Annotated in this window: 15 protein-coding genes; 1 reads left to right on the forward strand and 14 read right to left on the reverse strand. The window is 64.3% G+C overall.

Translation table 11 applies throughout. The features are described from left to right. Nucleotides 1–541: 541 nt before the first annotated feature. The 14 genes from ELY13_RS10235 to ELY13_RS10300 all read right to left on the reverse strand — a co-directional run bounded on the left by ELY13_RS10235 (nt 542) and on the right by ELY13_RS10300 (nt 15076). Nucleotides 542–1936 (reverse strand): ammonium transporter, encoded by a 1395-nt coding sequence (locus ELY13_RS10235; protein WP_126173826.1) that lies wholly within the window; start codon nt 1934–1936, stop codon nt 542–544. 29 nt (nt 1937–1965) lie between these two features. Continuing rightward, nucleotides 1966–2304 (reverse strand): P-II family nitrogen regulator, encoded by a 339-nt coding sequence (locus ELY13_RS10240; RefSeq protein WP_126173827.1) that lies wholly within the window; start codon nt 2302–2304, stop codon nt 1966–1968. 130 nt (nt 2305–2434) lie between these two features. Continuing rightward, nucleotides 2435–3148: an endonuclease/exonuclease/phosphatase family protein gene (locus ELY13_RS10245; RefSeq protein WP_126173828.1), complete on the reverse strand. Its 714-nt coding sequence runs from the start codon at nt 3146–3148 to the stop codon at nt 2435–2437. 37 nt (nt 3149–3185) lie between these two features. Beyond that, nucleotides 3186–4706 (reverse strand): peptide chain release factor 3, encoded by a 1521-nt coding sequence (locus ELY13_RS10250; protein WP_126173829.1) that lies wholly within the window; start codon nt 4704–4706, stop codon nt 3186–3188. Between the two features lie 88 nt (nt 4707–4794). Beyond that, complete coding sequence (pheT, locus tag ELY13_RS10255) at nt 4795–7182, reverse strand: phenylalanine--tRNA ligase subunit beta (protein WP_126173830.1); 2388 nt, start codon at nt 7180–7182, stop codon at nt 4795–4797. Continuing rightward, on the reverse strand, nt 7179–8291 hold the full coding sequence (pheS, locus tag ELY13_RS10260) for a phenylalanine--tRNA ligase subunit alpha (RefSeq protein WP_126173831.1): 1113 nt from the start codon (nt 8289–8291) through the stop codon (nt 7179–7181). The genes pheT and pheS overlap by 4 nt, the downstream gene beginning before the upstream one ends. A gap of 123 nt (nt 8292–8414) precedes the next feature. Next, entirely contained in the window at nt 8415–8774 is a 360-nt protein-coding gene (rplT, locus tag ELY13_RS10265; protein ID WP_126173832.1) for a 50S ribosomal protein L20, read from the reverse strand. 26 nt (nt 8775–8800) lie between these two features. After that, nucleotides 8801–9004 (reverse strand): 50S ribosomal protein L35, encoded by a 204-nt coding sequence (gene rpmI, locus ELY13_RS10270; protein WP_126173833.1) that lies wholly within the window; start codon nt 9002–9004, stop codon nt 8801–8803. A gap of 145 nt (nt 9005–9149) precedes the next feature. Beyond that, the gene (locus ELY13_RS10275) at nt 9150–9914 is read right to left on the reverse strand and encodes an SDR family NAD(P)-dependent oxidoreductase (protein WP_126173834.1); all 765 of its coding nucleotides are present in this window, start codon (nt 9912–9914) and stop codon (nt 9150–9152) included. 61 nt (nt 9915–9975) lie between these two features. Then, nucleotides 9976–10758, reverse strand: coding sequence for a histidinol-phosphatase (gene hisN, locus ELY13_RS10280; protein ID WP_126173835.1), 783 nt, complete (start codon nt 10756–10758; stop codon nt 9976–9978). Beyond that, the gene (locus tag ELY13_RS10285) at nt 10758–11693 is read right to left on the reverse strand and encodes a ribose-phosphate pyrophosphokinase (RefSeq protein ID WP_126173836.1); all 936 of its coding nucleotides are present in this window, start codon (nt 11691–11693) and stop codon (nt 10758–10760) included. The genes hisN and ELY13_RS10285 overlap by 1 nt, the downstream gene beginning before the upstream one ends. A 76-nt stretch (nt 11694–11769) precedes the next feature. Continuing rightward, entirely contained in the window at nt 11770–12753 is a 984-nt protein-coding gene (gene glpX / locus ELY13_RS10290; RefSeq protein WP_126173837.1) for a class II fructose-bisphosphatase, read from the reverse strand. Between the two features lie 66 nt (nt 12754–12819). Then, nucleotides 12820–14127: a homoserine dehydrogenase gene (locus ELY13_RS10295; RefSeq protein WP_126173838.1), complete on the reverse strand. Its 1308-nt coding sequence runs from the start codon at nt 14125–14127 to the stop codon at nt 12820–12822. 94 nt (nt 14128–14221) lie between these two features. After that, nucleotides 14222–15076, reverse strand: coding sequence for a hypothetical protein (locus tag ELY13_RS10300; RefSeq protein ID WP_241233639.1), 855 nt, complete (start codon nt 15074–15076; stop codon nt 14222–14224). Between the two features lie 366 nt (nt 15077–15442). Between ELY13_RS10300 and ELY13_RS10305 the strand changes: the two genes are divergently transcribed. After that, nucleotides 15443–16126: an energy transducer TonB gene (locus ELY13_RS10305; protein ID WP_241233640.1), complete on the forward strand. Its 684-nt coding sequence runs from the start codon at nt 15443–15445 to the stop codon at nt 16124–16126. The last annotated feature ends 36 nt before the right edge of the window (nt 16127–16162 follow it).

Here is a 16162-nt window from a genome sequence, read left to right on the forward strand (position 1 = left end):
GATGTCGAGATCGGTATTCTCCGGAGCGACGACACCAAGATTGAGCCCGATATATGCCTGACCATCACGAGCCATGGCAGGCGCGGCTATCGCCGACACCGCTACTGCTGTGCAGAGCGCAATTTTACGCATGCTGGTTTCCCCTTCTGAGGCTGTCTAGCCTCACTGTTACTCCTGCCGAACGCCTCATCAGAAATCAACGCGATCATCCGAGGCGTTCACCGGAAAGCTGTATTCGAGTTGCGTCCCGTGCTCCGGAAAGCTGCGCAGCCCGAAATGTTCCGATGCCCGACCCTGAAAATAAAAGAAACAGGGCGCAAGGGAAAATTGAGGAAGTAATGTGGCGCATGTGCCACATTAGCCCCGCTCCAGTGGTAGTCGGGAGCACGTCCAGCTACCTGCAACCCCTTCATTTTTCATCCGAATACATTCCTTGCAAAAAACTGGGCCGGAGCAGCGCTCCGGCCCGTCAGGTTCGTGTTCGCAGAGGAACGATGAGCAGCGAAACCGGGGGGAGAAAGGCCCGGCTCACCGACCCCTGTCACCAATTGTAGGCGCGCTCTCCATGTTCGCCGATGTCGAGACCTTCCTGCTCGACCTCCGGCCTTACCCGAAGACCTGTCACAGCCCTTGCAATGAAAATTGCAATCACGGTTCCCAGCGTGGCCCAGACTGTTGCAACCAGAACGGCAATGATCTGCGTCGCAACTTGTGCGCCGATGCCGGCCGACCCGTCTCCAGGCCCTCCAAAGTATGGCTGAAACACAATGCCGGTGCCGATCGCGCCGACAATCCCGCCGACTCCGTGAATTCCGAAGGCATCCAGTGCGTCGTCATAGCCCATGGCCGGCTTCAGCTTCGCAACCGCGAAGTAGCAGACAACCGAAGCAGCAGCGCCGAGCATGATCGCGCCGAACGGGCCGGCGTTGCCTGCAGCAGGTGTGACGGCGACAAGGCCGGCCACCAGCCCCGAGGCGAACCCGAGGGCCGACCCCTTGTGGCCCATCAGGCGCTCGGTCAACATCCAGGCCAAGGCCGCCGCGGCCGTGGCAACGAAAGTATTGATCATCGCCAGACCGGCTGAGCCATTCGCTTCGAGCGCAGAGCCCGCGTTGAAGCCGAACCAGCCAACCCAAAGCAAACCGGCTCCGACCATGGTCAACGTCAGGGAATGCGGCGGCATCGGCTCAACAGGATACCCTCGGCGCTTTCCGAGTATCAGCGCCGCGACCAGAGCAGAGACCCCCGCGCTGATGTGCACCACCGTACCGCCCGCAAAATCAAGCGCGGCAGGCAAATCCGTGCCGAACATGCCCCCTTCAAACAGGAAGCCACCCGCTGCCCAGACCATGTGCGCGATCGGGAAATAGACGATGGTGAGCCATACCGCGATAAACAGCATCACCGCAGAAAATTTCATCCGCTCAACGGTGGCGCCCAGCACCAAGGCGGAAGTGATGCCCGCGAACGTCATCTGGAAGGAGATGAACACGTATTCACTAATCACCTCGTCGGTGAATGTCGGCGCGGTGCTTTCTGGAGTGACACCGGCAAGGAAGAACTTGCCCCAGCTGATGAAGGCGTTGCCTTCAGGACCGAAAGCGAGGCCGTAGCCCCACATTACCCAGATCAGCATCGCCAGTGCGGCACTGGCACCGACCTGGGTCAGGGTGGACAGCATGTTCTTCGAACGGGCAAGTCCACCGTAGAACAGCGCCAGACCCGGCAAGATCATCAGCAAAATGAGGAGCGTGGACGTCATCATCCACGCATTGTTGCCCGGGTTCGGCAAAGCCGCGACGGGCACGGCGGCAGCGGAGTTCTGCAGGCCGGGATTGGAGGCGATCTCAGCAGGTATAGCTTGGGCCCAAGCCGTTGCCGCGAAAAACATCGTGCCCCCCAGAGCGCCGGCGCCGTAAAGCGCTTTGCGGATCATAATGTCGCCCTTCCTTGCGAATATGCGGTTCAAAGCGCGGTATCCCCGGTTTCACCCGTCCGGATCCTGGTGGTCGACGCCAGGTCCAGCACGAAGATCTTGCCGTCACCGATACTTCCGGTGCTGGCGGTCTGCTGGATCGTCTCCACCACTTGCGGCGCAAGGGCATCGACGGCGGCAACCTCGATCTTCACCTTGGGCAGCATGTTGGCCGAGTATTCGGCCCCGCGGTATATTTCCGTCTGGCCCTTTTGCCGGCCGAAGCCCTTGACCTCGGACACGGTCATACCCGCGACCCCGATTGCGCTAAGCGCCTCGCGGACTTCGTCGAGCTTGAACGGCTTAATGACGGCGATGACGAGCTTCATCCGTGACCCCTTTCTTCGCGGGCAGTTGCCCGATCGAAAAGCCACATGCAAACAGCGTGCCAAGGCTGATTTCGTTCAGGGTGATGCGAGAAGCGCCGGAAGGAACGGCACTTGTCTCCCTAGGCTCGCATCAATCTTGGGCATCTGCCCCTTTTTTAGGCACGAAGGTGCACCGAGCCCGCACCGGCAGGTGGTCAGATGCCCGGACGGCCAGCGCGCTGTGGTGGGCTGCCGTCTCCTCGCACTCCCACTCGGGCGAAAGAATTATCCGATCCAGGGTGGCCAAGGGCCGCCTGCCCGGGAAACTGCGCCCGGGCGTCAGCACGCGCCATTCGGTGCCGAACGCGCGCAAGGCTCCGCCGTGACGCGACCACTCATTCAGATCGCCCATCAGCACTGCCGGCCCTTTGCCTTCTATGTGTCGGCAGACGGCTCCGATCTGTTGTCTGCGCCGGATACCGGACAAGTCGAGGTGCATCCCGACTGCACAGAACTCCTGCCCTTCGTGACGCAGGCGCGCGCAAACTGCTCCGCGCGGCTCCAGGGTCGGCAGGTGGACAGGCTCGGCGTCGAGGATATCGATTCCCCGCCGCACCAGGATCGCATTCCCATGCCACCCCATGCTGGCAGGTCGCATGGCGAGCGGAACGAGCTGCCAGTGATGCTCATCCAGCAGCTGCCGCGGCAGCACGGCGGTGCGCTGCCCCAGCCTGCGGTCTGCTTCCTGCAGCGCGACCACGTCCGCCCCGACTTCGCGCAGCACGGTCAGGATGCGTTCCGGATCCCGCTTGCGATCCAGCCCGACCGCCTTGTGGATGTTGTAGCTGGCAAAAGTGATCTGCACGGCGTCTCCCTAACGCTAGTGCGCCGAAAGTGCTCCCCTAGCGTTCTTTCGTCGCGCCGAAGGCGATCTCCGGGTTCTTTTCCTGCTGGTATCCGACGTCCCAAGGGGATTTCGCCATAAACACCAGGTCGCCATCGCGGTCGCGGGCAAGATTTGCCCGGTTAAACTGCTCGAAAGATTTCATGGCTTCGGACGGCCCCTTCAGCCACCGGGCCGTTGCGAACGGTGACGGCTCCAGCACCGCCTCGACCTTGTATTCGGCTTCCAGCCGCGAAACCAGCACGTCGAGCTGAAGCTGCCCGACGACCCCGACAATCCACTGCGCTCCAATGTCGGGATAGAACACCTGGATCACCCCTTCTTCGGACAAGTCGTCCAGCGCCTTTCGCAGCTGCTTGGTCTTTGTCGGGTCCCTCAGCACGATGCGCCGCAGGATTTCCGGCGCGAAATTCGGCAGTCCGGTGAAGCGTACGTCGTTCTTTTCAGACAAGGTATCGCCGACACGCAGCGTTCCATGATTCGGGATGCCGATGATGTCACCCGCTTCCGCAGTGTCCGCAATCTCGCGATCCTGAGCGAAGAAGAGAATCGGCGAATGCACCGCTATCGGTTTGCCGAGGCCGGAAGGCACCAGCTTCATCCCTCGCTTGAACGTGCCTGAGACCATTCGCATAAAAGCAATCCGGTCGCGGTGCTGCGGATCCATGTTCGCCTGCACCTTGAACACGAACCCGGTGACCTCGTCGCGCTCGGGCGTGATCTCTCCCTGCGCGGACGGCTGCGGGCGGGGGGGTGGGGCGAACTGGGAAATTGCGCCGATCAGTTCGGTCACGCCGAAGTTCTTGAGTGCGGAACCGAAATAGACCGGCGTCAGGTCACCGTTTCGGTAAGATTCGAGGTCGAACTCCGGATAGCCCGCCTGCGCCAACTCGGCTTCCTCGGCAATGTCCTCCGGAAGCTTGGGGTTTGCATCACGCTGACCGAGGAACTCCTTGCTTCCGCCTTCAGGCCGGCTGACCGCCCCATCGGAAAAATCGAGCACACCCTGGAACAGGCCCCCCATACCCACTGGCCAGCTCTGCGGCGAGACGTCCAGCGCCAGCGTGTCGGCCACTTCGTCGAGCAGTTCGAACCCGCTTCGGCCTTCCCGGTCGACCTTGTTGATAAAGGTGATGATCGGCACGGAGCGCAGGCGGCACACCTCGAACAGCTTGCGCGTCTGCGGCTCGATCCCCTTGGCGGCGTCGATCACCATGATGGCCGAATCGACCGCTGTCAGCGTGCGATAGGTGTCTTCGGAGAAATCCTCGTGCCCCGGCGTATCCAGCAGGTTGAAGGTGATCCCGTCCCTCTCGAACGTCATGACCGAGCTCGTCACGGAAATCCCGCGCTGCTGCTCGATCTTCATCCAGTCCGACCGGGCACGCCTGGCCTGACCCCGCGCCTTCACCTCACCCGCCAGATGAATCGCACCGCCTTGCAGCAGGAGCTTTTCGGTCAGCGTGGTCTTCCCCGCGTCGGGATGGGAAATGATCGCGAAGGTGCGGCGATTGGACATTGGTTTTCCAGCAAAGAGTCATAACCCCCCGCACGCGCGGGAAGCGGATAGATGGGATGGAAGGGCCTGCTTTTGCAGGGGCGCGATATCAGCCCCTCAACTCCGCCCCCAGTTTCCCGCCCGCTGCGACTACCCGGTCGGAAATGGTCTTGAGATCGGTCTCGCCATAGCTCTTCTCGCCCGGCTGGAGCGTGACCTCGATTGCCAGCGACTTCTTGCCTTCGGGCACACCCTGACCGCGAAACTCATCGAACACGCGGGCATCGACGATATTCGCCTTGTCGGCGCCCTTGACGGCTCGCAGCAAGTCCCCGGCCGGCAAGTCCTCCGGCACGAGGAAGGCAAAGTCGCGCATCACCGCCTGCAGGGCGGGCGGCGCGTAAGGCGCGCGGGCAAACTGCCCTCCCCCTTTCCGTGCGGGAATTGCGTCGAGGAAGATCTCCACCGCCATGACCGGCGCGTCGACGTCGAACGCTTCAATCGTTCCCGGATGCAACGCGCCAAAGCGGGCGAGCACTGTCTTAGGCCCGAGACGCAGGGTTGCCGACTGACCGGGATGGAATTGGGGCCCAGCGTCCGCCATCACCTGCAGCTTGTCGACCGGAGCGCCTGCTTCCGCAAGCAGCGCCAGCGCCTCAGCTTTGGCATCGAACGCATCGAAGATCCGCGCCTTGCCAGAAGCCCAGCCGCGCGGCTCCTCTTCCCCGGCAAGCAGGACTGCCAGGGTTGGCCGCTCGTCGCTCGTCCCGTTGCCGGCACGCAGGTAGCGCCGTCCGATCTCGAACAGGCGCACCCCGCTCAGTCCCCGGTCGAGGTTGCGCTTCGCGGCAGCAAGCAAGCCAGGGATCAGCGAAGGACGCATTGCCTTCATGTCCTCGCTGATCGGGTTCTGTAGCAGCCACAACTCGCCATCCGCGAAAGGCTGCGCGTCCGCTTCGGGAATGAACGACCAGGTCACCGCCTCGTTCAGCCCCCGTGTGGCCGCCGCGCGGCGCAACCGGCGTTCGACCTTCTGTTCCGGCGTGGCGGTCGGGCGCGCAACGCCCTCGGCGCGGGGCAGCGGTACGCTTTCTATCCGGTCGAGCCCGTGAATCCGCACCACTTCCTCGACGATGTCGGCGGCCCCGTCGATGTCCGGCCGCCAGGTCGGTGCCGTCACCTGCCATTCGGGCGAAACCGAGAACCCGAGCGATTCAAGAATCGCGCGCTGCTCCGCCTCCGCCACTTCAACCCCGCCAAGCCGGGCAGTCAGCCCCGGATCGAACGCCACGGTCTTCGTCTGGAGCGGCGGCTCTCCCACGCGAACCACCTCCGACGCTTCGCCCCCACAGACGTCGAGGATCATCCGGGTCAGCAATTCCAGCCCGTCGTCCATGAACGCGGGGTCCACGCCGCGTTCAAACCGGGTGCGGGCATCGGACGACAAGCCAAGCGTGCGCCCGGTCGCCCCGATCCGCTCAGGATCGAAGAAGGCAATTTCCAGCAGGACGTCGCTTGTGTCCTCCGAAACGCCCGAATGTTCCCCGCCCATGATCCCGGCGATGTCGTGCACTTGCTTGTCGTCCGCGATCACCGTCATTTCCGGTGAGAGCGTGTAGGTCTTCTCGTTCAGCGCAAGGACCTGCTCGCCCGGCTTTGCCCGCCGCGCGACCACCGCACCTTCAAGCTTCGCAAGGTCATAGACGTGCGCCGGACGGCCGAAGCCGAGCATCACGTAGTTGGTAAGGTCGACCAGCGCCGAAATCGGCCGCTGCCCCGCCGCGATCAGCGTCGCCTGCACCCACTCGGGCGAAGGACCATTCCGTACACCGCGAATCACCCGGCCATAGAACGCAGGGCATCCTTCGGGATCGTCGATGCGAACTTCGACCGGACAAGGGAATTGTCCCGCTACCGGCTCGACCTTCAGCGGCTTCAGCGTCCCCATGCCCGCTGCCGCGAGATCGCGTCCAATGCCGTGGAGCCCCATGCAATCCGGGCGGTTGGGTGTAATCGCCACGTCGAACACCGGCGAAGCGCCGCGATACTCCGCAAAAGACGTGCCGACCGGCGCATCCTCGGGCAGTTCGATGATCCCGTCGTGCTCCTCGCCGAGCTGCAGCTCGCGCACGGAACACATCATCCCGTTCGATCCGACCCCGCGAATCGCGCTCTTGCGCAGCTCCATCCCGTTTGCGGGGACAACCGCTCCGGGAAGGCCGAGCACGCCCGTCATCCCCGCACGAGCGTTGGGCGCGCCGCAGACGACCTGCAGCGGTTCGCTGTCCCCGGCATCGACGGTCAGCACCTGGAGCTTGTCAGCATCGGGATGCGGCGCGGCGGTCAGAACCTTGGCGACCCGGAACCCGGCGAGCTTGTCCGCCGGGTTCTCCAGCCCTTCGACCTCGATCCCGATCGCGTTGAGCTTGGCTGCGATCTCTTCGGCGCTCGCGTCCGTGTCCAGTGCGTGCGTCAACCATTCGAGCGAGAACTTCATGCCCGTGCTCCCACGCCGGCGGAAAGGGTCGGCTGGTCGAACGCGGAAAAGCCATAGTGCTTCAGCCAGCGCACATCGCCGTCAAAGAAGGCGCGAAGATCGTCCATCCCGTATTTCAGCATCGCCAGCCGGTCGACTCCAACCCCGAAGGCGAATCCCTGCCATTCATCCGGATCGAGCCCGCTCATCTCGATGACCCGCCGATTGACCATCCCGGATCCCAGCAGTTCCATCCAGCCATGCTCCGGCGCATCGCCGCTGCCGCCGAGTACGCGCGTTTGCCCCTTCGGGCCGTTCTGAATGGCGAAGCCGACATCGACCTCGACCGAAGGTTCGGTGAACGGAAAATAGGACGGGCGCAGCCGCAGCACGATGTCCTCCCGCTCGAAGAACGCCTTGAGGAATGTCTCCAGCGTCCACTTCAAGTGGCCAAGGTGGATGTTCCGATCGATCACCAGGCCTTCCACCTGATGGAACATCGGCGTGTGCGTCGCGTCGGAGTCCGACCGATAAACCCGGCCCGGGGCGATGATTCGCAAGGGCGCGCCGTGGGCCTTCATGCTGCGCACCTGCACCGGGCTGGTATGGGTCCGCAGCAGCATCCGTCCGCCGTCCGGGCCCGCATCGGGAAAATAGAACGTATCGTGCATCGCTCGGGCCGGATGGCTTTCCGGCATGTTGAGCGCGGTGAAGTTGTGCCAGTCGTCTTCGATCTCGGGACCGGTCGCGACCGAAAAACCCATATCGGCAAAGATCTCGGCCAGTTCATCCATCACCTGGGCAACCGGATGGACCGATCCCTTCGGCGCTTCCGGCGCGGGCAGCGACAAGTCGATCCGCTCCGAGGCCAGCCGCGCTTCCAGCGCCGCTTGTTCCAGCGCCGCTTTGCGATCGGCCAGCGTATCGCTGACCGCCTGGCGCAGGGCCTGGATCGTCGGCCCCTTCTCCTGCCGCTCCTCCGGGCTCATCTTGCCCAGAGTCTTCAGCAGCAGCGAAACGCTGCCTTGCTTGCCCAGATATTCGACCCGCAAGGCATCGAGCGAGGCAAGATCGTCCGCCGCGGCGATCCGCGTGCGGGCTTCGGTTTCGAGTGTGTTGAGTTCAGCCATGTCGCGGCGCCTGTTAACGGCGGTTGGGCGCAAGCCCAAGTCTTAATGGAAATGCCAAATGCAACAAGGGCGCGGATGGCCATGCCGCCCGCGCCCCTTGTCACAATCTCATCGATGGGCGGATCAGGCCGGCAGTGCGCTTTTCGCCTGCTGGATGATCGCACCGAAGGCCGCGCCTTCATTCATCGCCAGATCGGCCATGACCTTGCGGTCCAGTTCGATCCCGGCGAGCTTGGCGCCGTGGATGAACTGCGAATAGGTCAGGCCTTCGGCGCGGACAGCTGCGTTGATGCGCTGGATCCACAGGGCGCGGAAGCTGCGCTTCTTCACCTTGCGGTCGCGGTAGGCGTACTGACCCGCCTTTTCCACCGCCTGGCGGGCGACGCGAATCGTGTTCTTGCGGCGACCGCGATAGCCCTTGGCCTGGTCGAGAATCCGCTTGTGCTTCTGGCGCGTGGTCACGCCGCGTTTGATACGGGGCATAGCTTAGTACTCCTGTCTTTCCGGGCTTAGTCGAGGCCGTAGGGGGCCCACTTCTTCACCGTCCTGCTGTCGGCATCGGCAAGGACAGTGGTGCCGCGGTTCTGGCGGATGTACTTGGCGTTATGGCTGATCAGGCGGTGGCGCTTGCCGGCGACACCATGCTTGACCTTACCCGTGGCGGTGATCTTGAAGCGCTTCTTCACACCGCTCTTGGTCTTCAGCTTGGGCATTTTCGTCTCCTTTCGGGGACACGAAAGACCAGCCCTGGCAGCCCTTTCGGCCAGGCCGGTCCGTGAATCGTGTCGGTGAAGCGCGAGCCCTTAAGCCCCCGCGGGTAAAAAGGCAAGCATCGCCAAGGCCAAGCAGCGCTCGGTACTAGTCAGCGTAGATCATCTTGCGAGTCATTCCGCCGTCGACCACCACTTGCTCGCCCGTGACGAAGCCGGCCTCCGCAAGCCACTCGACGGTCCGCGCGATATCCTCGACCGTGCCGGCCCTTCCGGCGGGGTGCTGCGCATGATCGACCGGGCGCAGGTCCGGCTCCCCGCGCTCGCGTTCCTTCTGCCACGGCTGGGTGACGATCCATCCCGGCAGAATCGCGTTGACCCTGATCCGGGGACCAAGGCTCACCGCCATCGAATGCGTCAGAGCATCGAGCCCGCCCTTGGCCGCGGCATAGGCAAACGTATCCTTCTCGCTCATCCGCGACCGGGTTGACGAGATGTTGACGATGCTCGCCTGCTCGGCCCGGCGAAGCAGCGGCAAGGCCTCGCGGCTGCACAGAAAGGCGGCGGTCAGGCTGGCGTCGATCCAGCTCTGCCACGCTGCCAGGGAGAGCTCATCCAGCGGTCCGCAAAACGGATCAGCGATTCCAGCGTTGTTGACGAGGCAGGTCAGCGGATCACCGTCGAGCCAATCGGTCAATGCGCCGAACGCCTGCTTCACCGGCGCTTCCTGGCCCACGTCGCAGACGGCCGTGAGGCATCGCTCGCCGGGCAGCAGCCGCGCCAGTTCCGCCAGCGCGTCCTCATCCTTGTCGAGCGCTGCGACGCGCCAGCCGAGGCCGTGGAAGTGCAGCAGGGTGCCGCGCCCGATGCCGGCTCCCGCGCCGGTGATGCAGATGGTCTTGTCCTTGCTCATGCCCGGTGAACGAGCGGCGAGCTGGTGAGTGCCGGAGTGCGTGCCGGAGTGCGTGCCGAAGTCAGTGCCGACAGGCGAGCGCCTCTACCACGTCTTCAAGCCGCGCCGGATCGCCCAGCGCAATCACGTGTCCGTCGGAGCCTGCGTGCAGCGGCTCTCCGGTCCAGTCGGCCATCGTCCCGCCCGCACCTTCGACTACCGGGACGAGCGCGGCGAAATCGTGCAGCTTCAGCCCCGCCTCGCAGACGATGTCGATGTGACCGCTGGCCAGCATGGCGTAGTTGTAGCAGTCCCCGCCCATCACCATGCGCTTGTGATCGGTCTTCGCGGCAAGCGCCATGAAGTGCTCGCCCTGGTGATCGTCGAAGTAATGCGGACCGGTGGTGGCAAGCGTCGCGTCGGACAATTCCCGGCATGGCCGCGTGCGAACGGCTTTTCCGTTGAGCGTCGTCCCCTGCCCGGTCACGCCAAGCCAGCGTTCCCCCAGAATCGGCTGGTCGATGATCCCCAGCACTGGAAATCCTTCAACCAACAGCGCGATCAAGGTCCCGAAGATCGGCCGCCCGGCAAGAAAGCCGGTGGTCCCATCAATGGGATCGAGTACCCACTGGCGGCCGGAACGCCCTTCGCTGGTGCCGAATTCCTCGCCTGCGATTCCATCCTGCGGCAACTCGGCCGTCAGAATTCGGCGCATCGCTTCTTCGGCCGCGCGGTCGGCAATCGTCACCGGTGTCGAATCGCCCTTCCGCTCACTCTCCACAACGGTGCGGAAATGGGGCCGGATCACCTCGCGCGCCGCGTGGGCGAGCCGGTGGGCTAGCGCTATGTCCGAATCGCGCAGCATCAATCGAACAGCGAGCTGACGCTGCTCTCATCGGCGATCCGGCGAACGGCCTCGCCGATCAGAGGGGCAACCGTCAGCACGCGAATGCGGCTCGATGCCTTCGCCGCCTCGGTCGGCAGGATCGTGTCGGTGATTACCAGTTCGGTCAAAGCAGAATGCTCCACCCGCGCCACGGCTCCGCCCGACAGCACTCCGTGGGTGATGTAGGCCGCCACGCTCTGAGCGCCAGCGTCGAGCAGGGCCTGGGCCGCGTTGCACAGCGTCCCACCCGAATCGATGATATCGTCGATCAGCACGCAGTCGCGGCCTCTCACCTCACCAATGATGTTCATCACCTCGGATTCGCCGGGCCTCTCCCGTCGTTTATCGACGATCGCCAGCGGCGCATTGTCCAGCCGCTTGGCCAGAGCCCGGGCCCGGACCACACCGCCGACGTCGGGGGAAACCACCACAAGGTTCTGGTCGCCGTAACGCGCCTGAATATCGGCCGCCATCGTCGGCGCGGCGTACAGGTTGTCGGTCGGGATATCGAAGAAGCCCTGGATCTGGCCCGCGTGAAGATCGACCGACAGCACTCGGTCAGCCCCCGCTTCGGTGATCAGGTTCGCCACCAGCTTGGCCGAGATCGGCGTGCGCGGGCCGGGCTTGCGGTCCTGTCGGCCATAGCCGAAATAGGGCACCACTGCCGTGATCCGCTTCGCGGAGGCGCGCCGCAGGGCATCGATCCCGATCAGCAATTCCATCAGGTTGTCGTTCGCCGGGAAAGAGGTCGACTGCAGCACGAAAACGTCCTCGCCGCGGACGTTTTCGTGAATCTCGATGAAGATCTCCTCGTCCGCGAAGCGGCGGACGCTGGCATCGGTCAGCGGAATCTCGAGATAACCCGCGATTGCGCGTGCCAAAGGCAAGTTCGAATTGCCGGCCATTATCTTCATGAAAAAACTGCCGCCTCTAAAGCCAGGGAAGGCCCGCGCTCTAGCCCAGTGTCATACGATTGCAACCTGCAGCCGGTCAGTCGGTCCGATGCTCGCCCGTGACCCAGCGCACCGTGCCTGAGCTGGCGCGCATCACCACGCTCTCGGTCGTCATCACGCCGCGAAAACGCTTCACGCCTCCGAGCAGGGAACCGTCTGTCACACCGGTCGCGGCAAAGATACAGTCGCCCTTCGCGAGATCGTCGAGCTTGTAGATCCGATCGAGGTCCTCGATGCCGCATTTGGTCGCGCGCGCGCGTTCGTCGTCGTTGCGAAACAGCAGGCGTCCGTTGAACTGTCCGCCCGTGCAGCGCAGGGCCGCCGCAGCCAGCACACCTTCGGGCGCGCCGCCGACACCCATGTAGAGATCGATCGTCGTTTCCTCGTTGGTGGTCGCGATCACCCCCGCGACGTCGCCGTCGGGGATCAGCTGAATGCCGCAACCGGTTTCGCGCAGTTGCGCGATCAGATCGGCGTGGCGCGGCCGGTCGAGTACGCAGACGATGATTTCGTCGGGCTTGCAGCCTTTCGCCTCGGCGACGGCTTCGACGTTCTCGCGCACGCTTCGGTCAAGACTGATCACGTCGGGCGGGTATCCCGGGCCGACGGCGATCTTGTCCATGTAAACGTCGGGCGCGTGAAGCAAGCAGCCTTCCTCGGCCGCAGCCAGCACGGCCAGCGCATTGGCTCCAGCCTTGGCCGTGATCGAAGTCCCTTCCAGCGGATCGAGCGCGATGTCGATCTTCGGTCCCTTGCCGGGCGATCCGCCGACCGGCTCTCCGATGTAGAGCATCGGCGCCTCGTCCCGCTCGCCTTCACCGATCACCACGGTTCCATCGATGGCGAGGTCGTCGAACGCCCGGCGCATCGCCTCCACGGCGGCGGCATCGGCGGCGTCTTCATCTCCCCGGCCGATCAGCTTGGAAGCGGCAATCGCGGCCGCTTCCGTGACCCGGACCATCTCAAGGACGAGTACCCGGTCAAGCACGTGGCTGGATTCAGGGTTAGGCTTGCTGATCATAGAACCGATCTCCTCCTTGATAGGGTGGCAGGTAGGGCCGCACGGTGGCGGCAAAGCGCGGGTCCATCAACCAAGCAGATGCATGACCAGCGGCGTTTCAGTAAGGCTCGGGGACGATTCGAGCAATTGCAGGGCGTGGCTGACGCAGCGCTCCGGTCCTTCATGCGTGACCAGCGCCACCAGAACCTCGCCACCTTCTTCAGGCTGGCCTTTCTGGATCAGGCTTTCGATGGAGACTCCCGCATCGCGCATGGCGGCGGTGATCTCGGCCAGCACGCCGGGACGATCGGCCACTGCGAACCGCACATAGGCGCGGCTGGTCCGATGGCCGACATCCGCCGGGCCGAGGTTTTCCAACTGCCCCACGGGAACCGAGAACGGACGCCCATCATCCCCCCGGGCGATGTCGATCAGGTCGGCCACCACCGCGCTCGCTGTCGGGCCGTCGCCCGCACCGGCGCCCTGGAACAGCAGGCGCCCGGAAAAATTGCCTTCGGTGACGACCGCGTTGGTCGGGCCGTCCACCGCCGCCAGCGGATGGTCGAGCGGCACGAGATAAGGCTGCACGCGCTGGAACAAGCGGCAGGTCCCGTCCTTTGCCAGATCCGTATCGGCCATTCCGATCAGCCGGATAACGTAGCCAAGCGCCGCAGCCTGCGCGATATCGGCCGCACGAACCCGGCTGATTCCCTGCACTTCCACCGATCGGAAGTCGATCCGCGCGCCAAAGGCGATCGCGGCGAGAATCGCCAGCTTGTGCGCCGCGTCCACGCCTTCGATGTCGAAAGTGGGATCGGCCTCGGCATAGCCATGGGCCTGCGCTTCCTTCAGGACCTCGCCGAAGTCGCGCCCCGTATCCTCCATCGTGGAAAGGATATAGTTGCAGGTGCCGTTGAGGATGCCGTAAATCCGCTCAATGGCATTGGCTGCGGCACCTTCGCGCAAGCCCTTGATCACCGGAATGCCGCCCGCGACGGCCGCTTCGAACTTGACGGCGGTCCCGCGCTCTTCCGCTTGTTCCACCAAGGACAAGCCGTGATGGGCAATCATCGCCTTGTTTGCAGTGACGAGCGCCTTGCCGGCCTTGATCGCGTTGCGCGCCAGCGTTACCGCCGGACCGTCCGAGCCTCCGACCAGCTCGACAACGACATCGATGTCCTCACGCGATGCCATCGCGGTCATGTCGTCTTCCCACGCAAAGCGGGATAAATCGACCCCCCGATCCTTGGTCCGGTCTCGCGCGCTGACAGCGACGATTTCCAGCGGACGGCCAGCCCGGCGCTCAATCAGCGCCGCGTTGGCGTCGATCAGACGAATGACGCCGGCCCCAACGGTACCCAAGCCGGCAAGAGCGATACGAAGCGGTTCGGTCACGACTTCCCCCTTTTCAGAAGGGGCGCTTAGGCAACCCGGCGCAGCTTGGCCAGCGTGTTTGTCGGCCAATGCTCAGGCGATCATCCGCAGGCGATCATCCGCCCGACCGCTCACAGGCCCCCAGACGCTCGATCACCAGCTCGTAGTCGGCCTCTGCCTGCGCCCGCGACGCCGCATTGTCCTGCAGGTACGCATCGGCCGGCAGTCCGCGTGGGAGGAAGCAGGCGAGCCGATACCACTCGATCGTTTCCGGCTCGGGTGGCCGGGCAGACTGGTCGACGATCTCGGACCAGGAGATACCCCACTGCGGCTCCATCCCAGGCCGCCGCAGGATGGTCAGGGACACCGGGTCGCCTTGCCGCGTCTCCAGGAACATCTGTGTCTCGGATTCCCCGGCGAGGTTTCCGGGCACGGAGATCACGTCACGCACTCCGGTGATCCGCGGGGGAGCATCGGGTGCAGCGAGATCGGTCAGAATTGCGCGCAGCCGGGATTCGATCTGCGGATCGGCCGGCAGCTGCGCATCGGGCCGAACAAGTTGCAGCTCGCCCGGACGGCCGGGCACGGCGCGGGCGAACAGCAGGACTGAACTTTTCTTGAGCTTGGGCGGCTTGCCTTTCGCGTTCACCGGCATGTCGACCAGATAGCGCAGGGATTCGCCCAGCGCCGCCTGGCCGGTCAGCAACGCCTCGGTCTGTGCCTCGACGAACAGTCGGGCGCGGCCGGGGGCGAGGCCGGGCGCGCGTTCGGGCTTGACCGTCGCCTGATCCACCACCCGTGCCCGGGCAACCAGACCCGCCGCTTCCGCAAGATCGACCAGATCGGCATAGGTGGGCGCCTGCACGGCAGCGTCGGCCCGCAGCGGCTGGGCTGCGGCCGGACCGGCCCCCGCGAACAGCAACGGAAGAGCAGCCAGGGCCGCGCGGAAACCGGAAATGTGCTTGCTCATCATACAGTTCGCTTGCCTTTCGCCACCTCAACGCGGCTTTCCTTGATAGGCTCCACTCGTAGCCGCCATCAAGCATGACCAACAAGCGGGGGTGTCGTGAATTGCCCGTGAACCGCAAAACGGCGCAAAAGGGTTTGCCCCCGTCGATCTTCGGAGCTAATACCGCCGGAAACGGGCCCAAAACGCTAAAAAAGGGGCCTTTAAATCCTTTCGCGCTTTTCCCGCATGCGGGAGCGACGATTGGTTTTCAGGGTAGACAAATCTCGTCAACGGCTGGCAGGATGCCATACCTGTACAGCCGCGTGGCCGTAACAGGCTGACATGAAAACGGAGTGATGCGACTGGATGGCCTACGCTGATCAACAGATGAGCGGTAACAAGATTATCGCAATTGCCATTGTTGTCCTCATCCACCTCGCAATCGGCTATGCCCTTATCACCGGGCTGGCCTATTCGGCGGCCGTGAAGGTCATCGAACGCGTGACAACGGTGGACATCAACGAACCCCCGCCACCTCCGCCAGAGGAACCGCCGCCTCCGCCGCCGGAACCGGACATCGCTCCGCCGCCGCCGCCGATCGTGGCGCCGCCTCCGCCGGTTCAGGTCAATCCAAACCCGCCGCCGGTGCAGATCGTGCAGACGCCGCCTCCGCCCGCGCCCGTTATCCGGACCGTGCCGCCGCCGGCACCGCCTGCGCCGCCGCGTCCTGCGCCGCCGCCGCCGCCCCCTCCTCCGCCGCCTCCGCCGCCTTCCCAGGCACGTGGCGCGGAACCGAGAAATCAGCGCAGCTGGGCTGGGCGCATCCAGGAGAACTATCCTCCCCGCGCGCTTCGCGAAGGCACTGAAGGTACAGTGGGCGTGTCCGTGGTCATCGGTCCCGATGGCAGGGTAACCTCCTGCTCCGTGACGGGTCCCAGTGGCTCTTCCGAGCTCGACCGCGCCGCGTGCACCGGCATGGAGCGTTACGCCCGGTTCGAACCTGCGTTGGACGACGCCGGCAATCCGACCACGGGCCGGTACGCAACCCGTATCGTTTATAGACTCAGCTAACGGCGACGGGCGTTCCCCTTCTGCCTAACTGTTCAA

It is taken from the genome of Altericroceibacterium xinjiangense (genome assembly GCF_003958635.1).
GTDB classification, from domain to species: domain Bacteria; phylum Pseudomonadota; class Alphaproteobacteria; order Sphingomonadales; family Sphingomonadaceae; genus Altericroceibacterium_A; species Altericroceibacterium_A xinjiangense.

Coding starts and splice junctions, on each gene's coding strand:
- ELY13_RS10235 (WP_126173826.1), bottom strand. CDS start 1,936: ATGATCCGCAAAGCGCTTTACGGCGCCGGCGCTCTGGGGGGCACGATG.
- ELY13_RS10240 (WP_126173827.1), bottom strand. CDS start 2,304: ATGAAGCTCGTCATCGCCGTCATTAAGCCGTTCAAGCTCGACGAAGTC.
- ELY13_RS10250 (WP_126173829.1), bottom strand. CDS start 4,706: ATGTCCAATCGCCGCACCTTCGCGATCATTTCCCATCCCGACGCGGGG.
- pheT (WP_126173830.1), bottom strand. CDS start 7,182: ATGAAGTTCTCGCTCGAATGGTTGACGCACGCACTGGACACGGACGCG.
- pheS (WP_126173831.1), bottom strand. CDS start 8,291: ATGGCTGAACTCAACACACTCGAAACCGAAGCCCGCACGCGGATCGCC.
- rplT (WP_126173832.1), bottom strand. CDS start 8,774: ATGCCCCGTATCAAACGCGGCGTGACCACGCGCCAGAAGCACAAGCGG.
- rpmI (WP_126173833.1), bottom strand. CDS start 9,004: ATGCCCAAGCTGAAGACCAAGAGCGGTGTGAAGAAGCGCTTCAAGATC.
- ELY13_RS10275 (WP_126173834.1), bottom strand. CDS start 9,914: ATGAGCAAGGACAAGACCATCTGCATCACCGGCGCGGGAGCCGGCATC.
- hisN (WP_126173835.1), bottom strand. CDS start 10,758: ATGCTGCGCGATTCGGACATAGCGCTAGCCCACCGGCTCGCCCACGCG.
- ELY13_RS10285 (WP_126173836.1), bottom strand. CDS start 11,693: ATGAAGATAATGGCCGGCAATTCGAACTTGCCTTTGGCACGCGCAATC.
- glpX (WP_126173837.1), bottom strand. CDS start 12,753: ATGATCAGCAAGCCTAACCCTGAATCCAGCCACGTGCTTGACCGGGTA.
- ELY13_RS10300 (WP_241233639.1), bottom strand. CDS start 15,076: ATGAGCAAGCACATTTCCGGTTTCCGCGCGGCCCTGGCTGCTCTTCCG.
- ELY13_RS10305 (WP_241233640.1), top strand. CDS start 15,443: ATGAGCGGTAACAAGATTATCGCAATTGCCATTGTTGTCCTCATCCAC.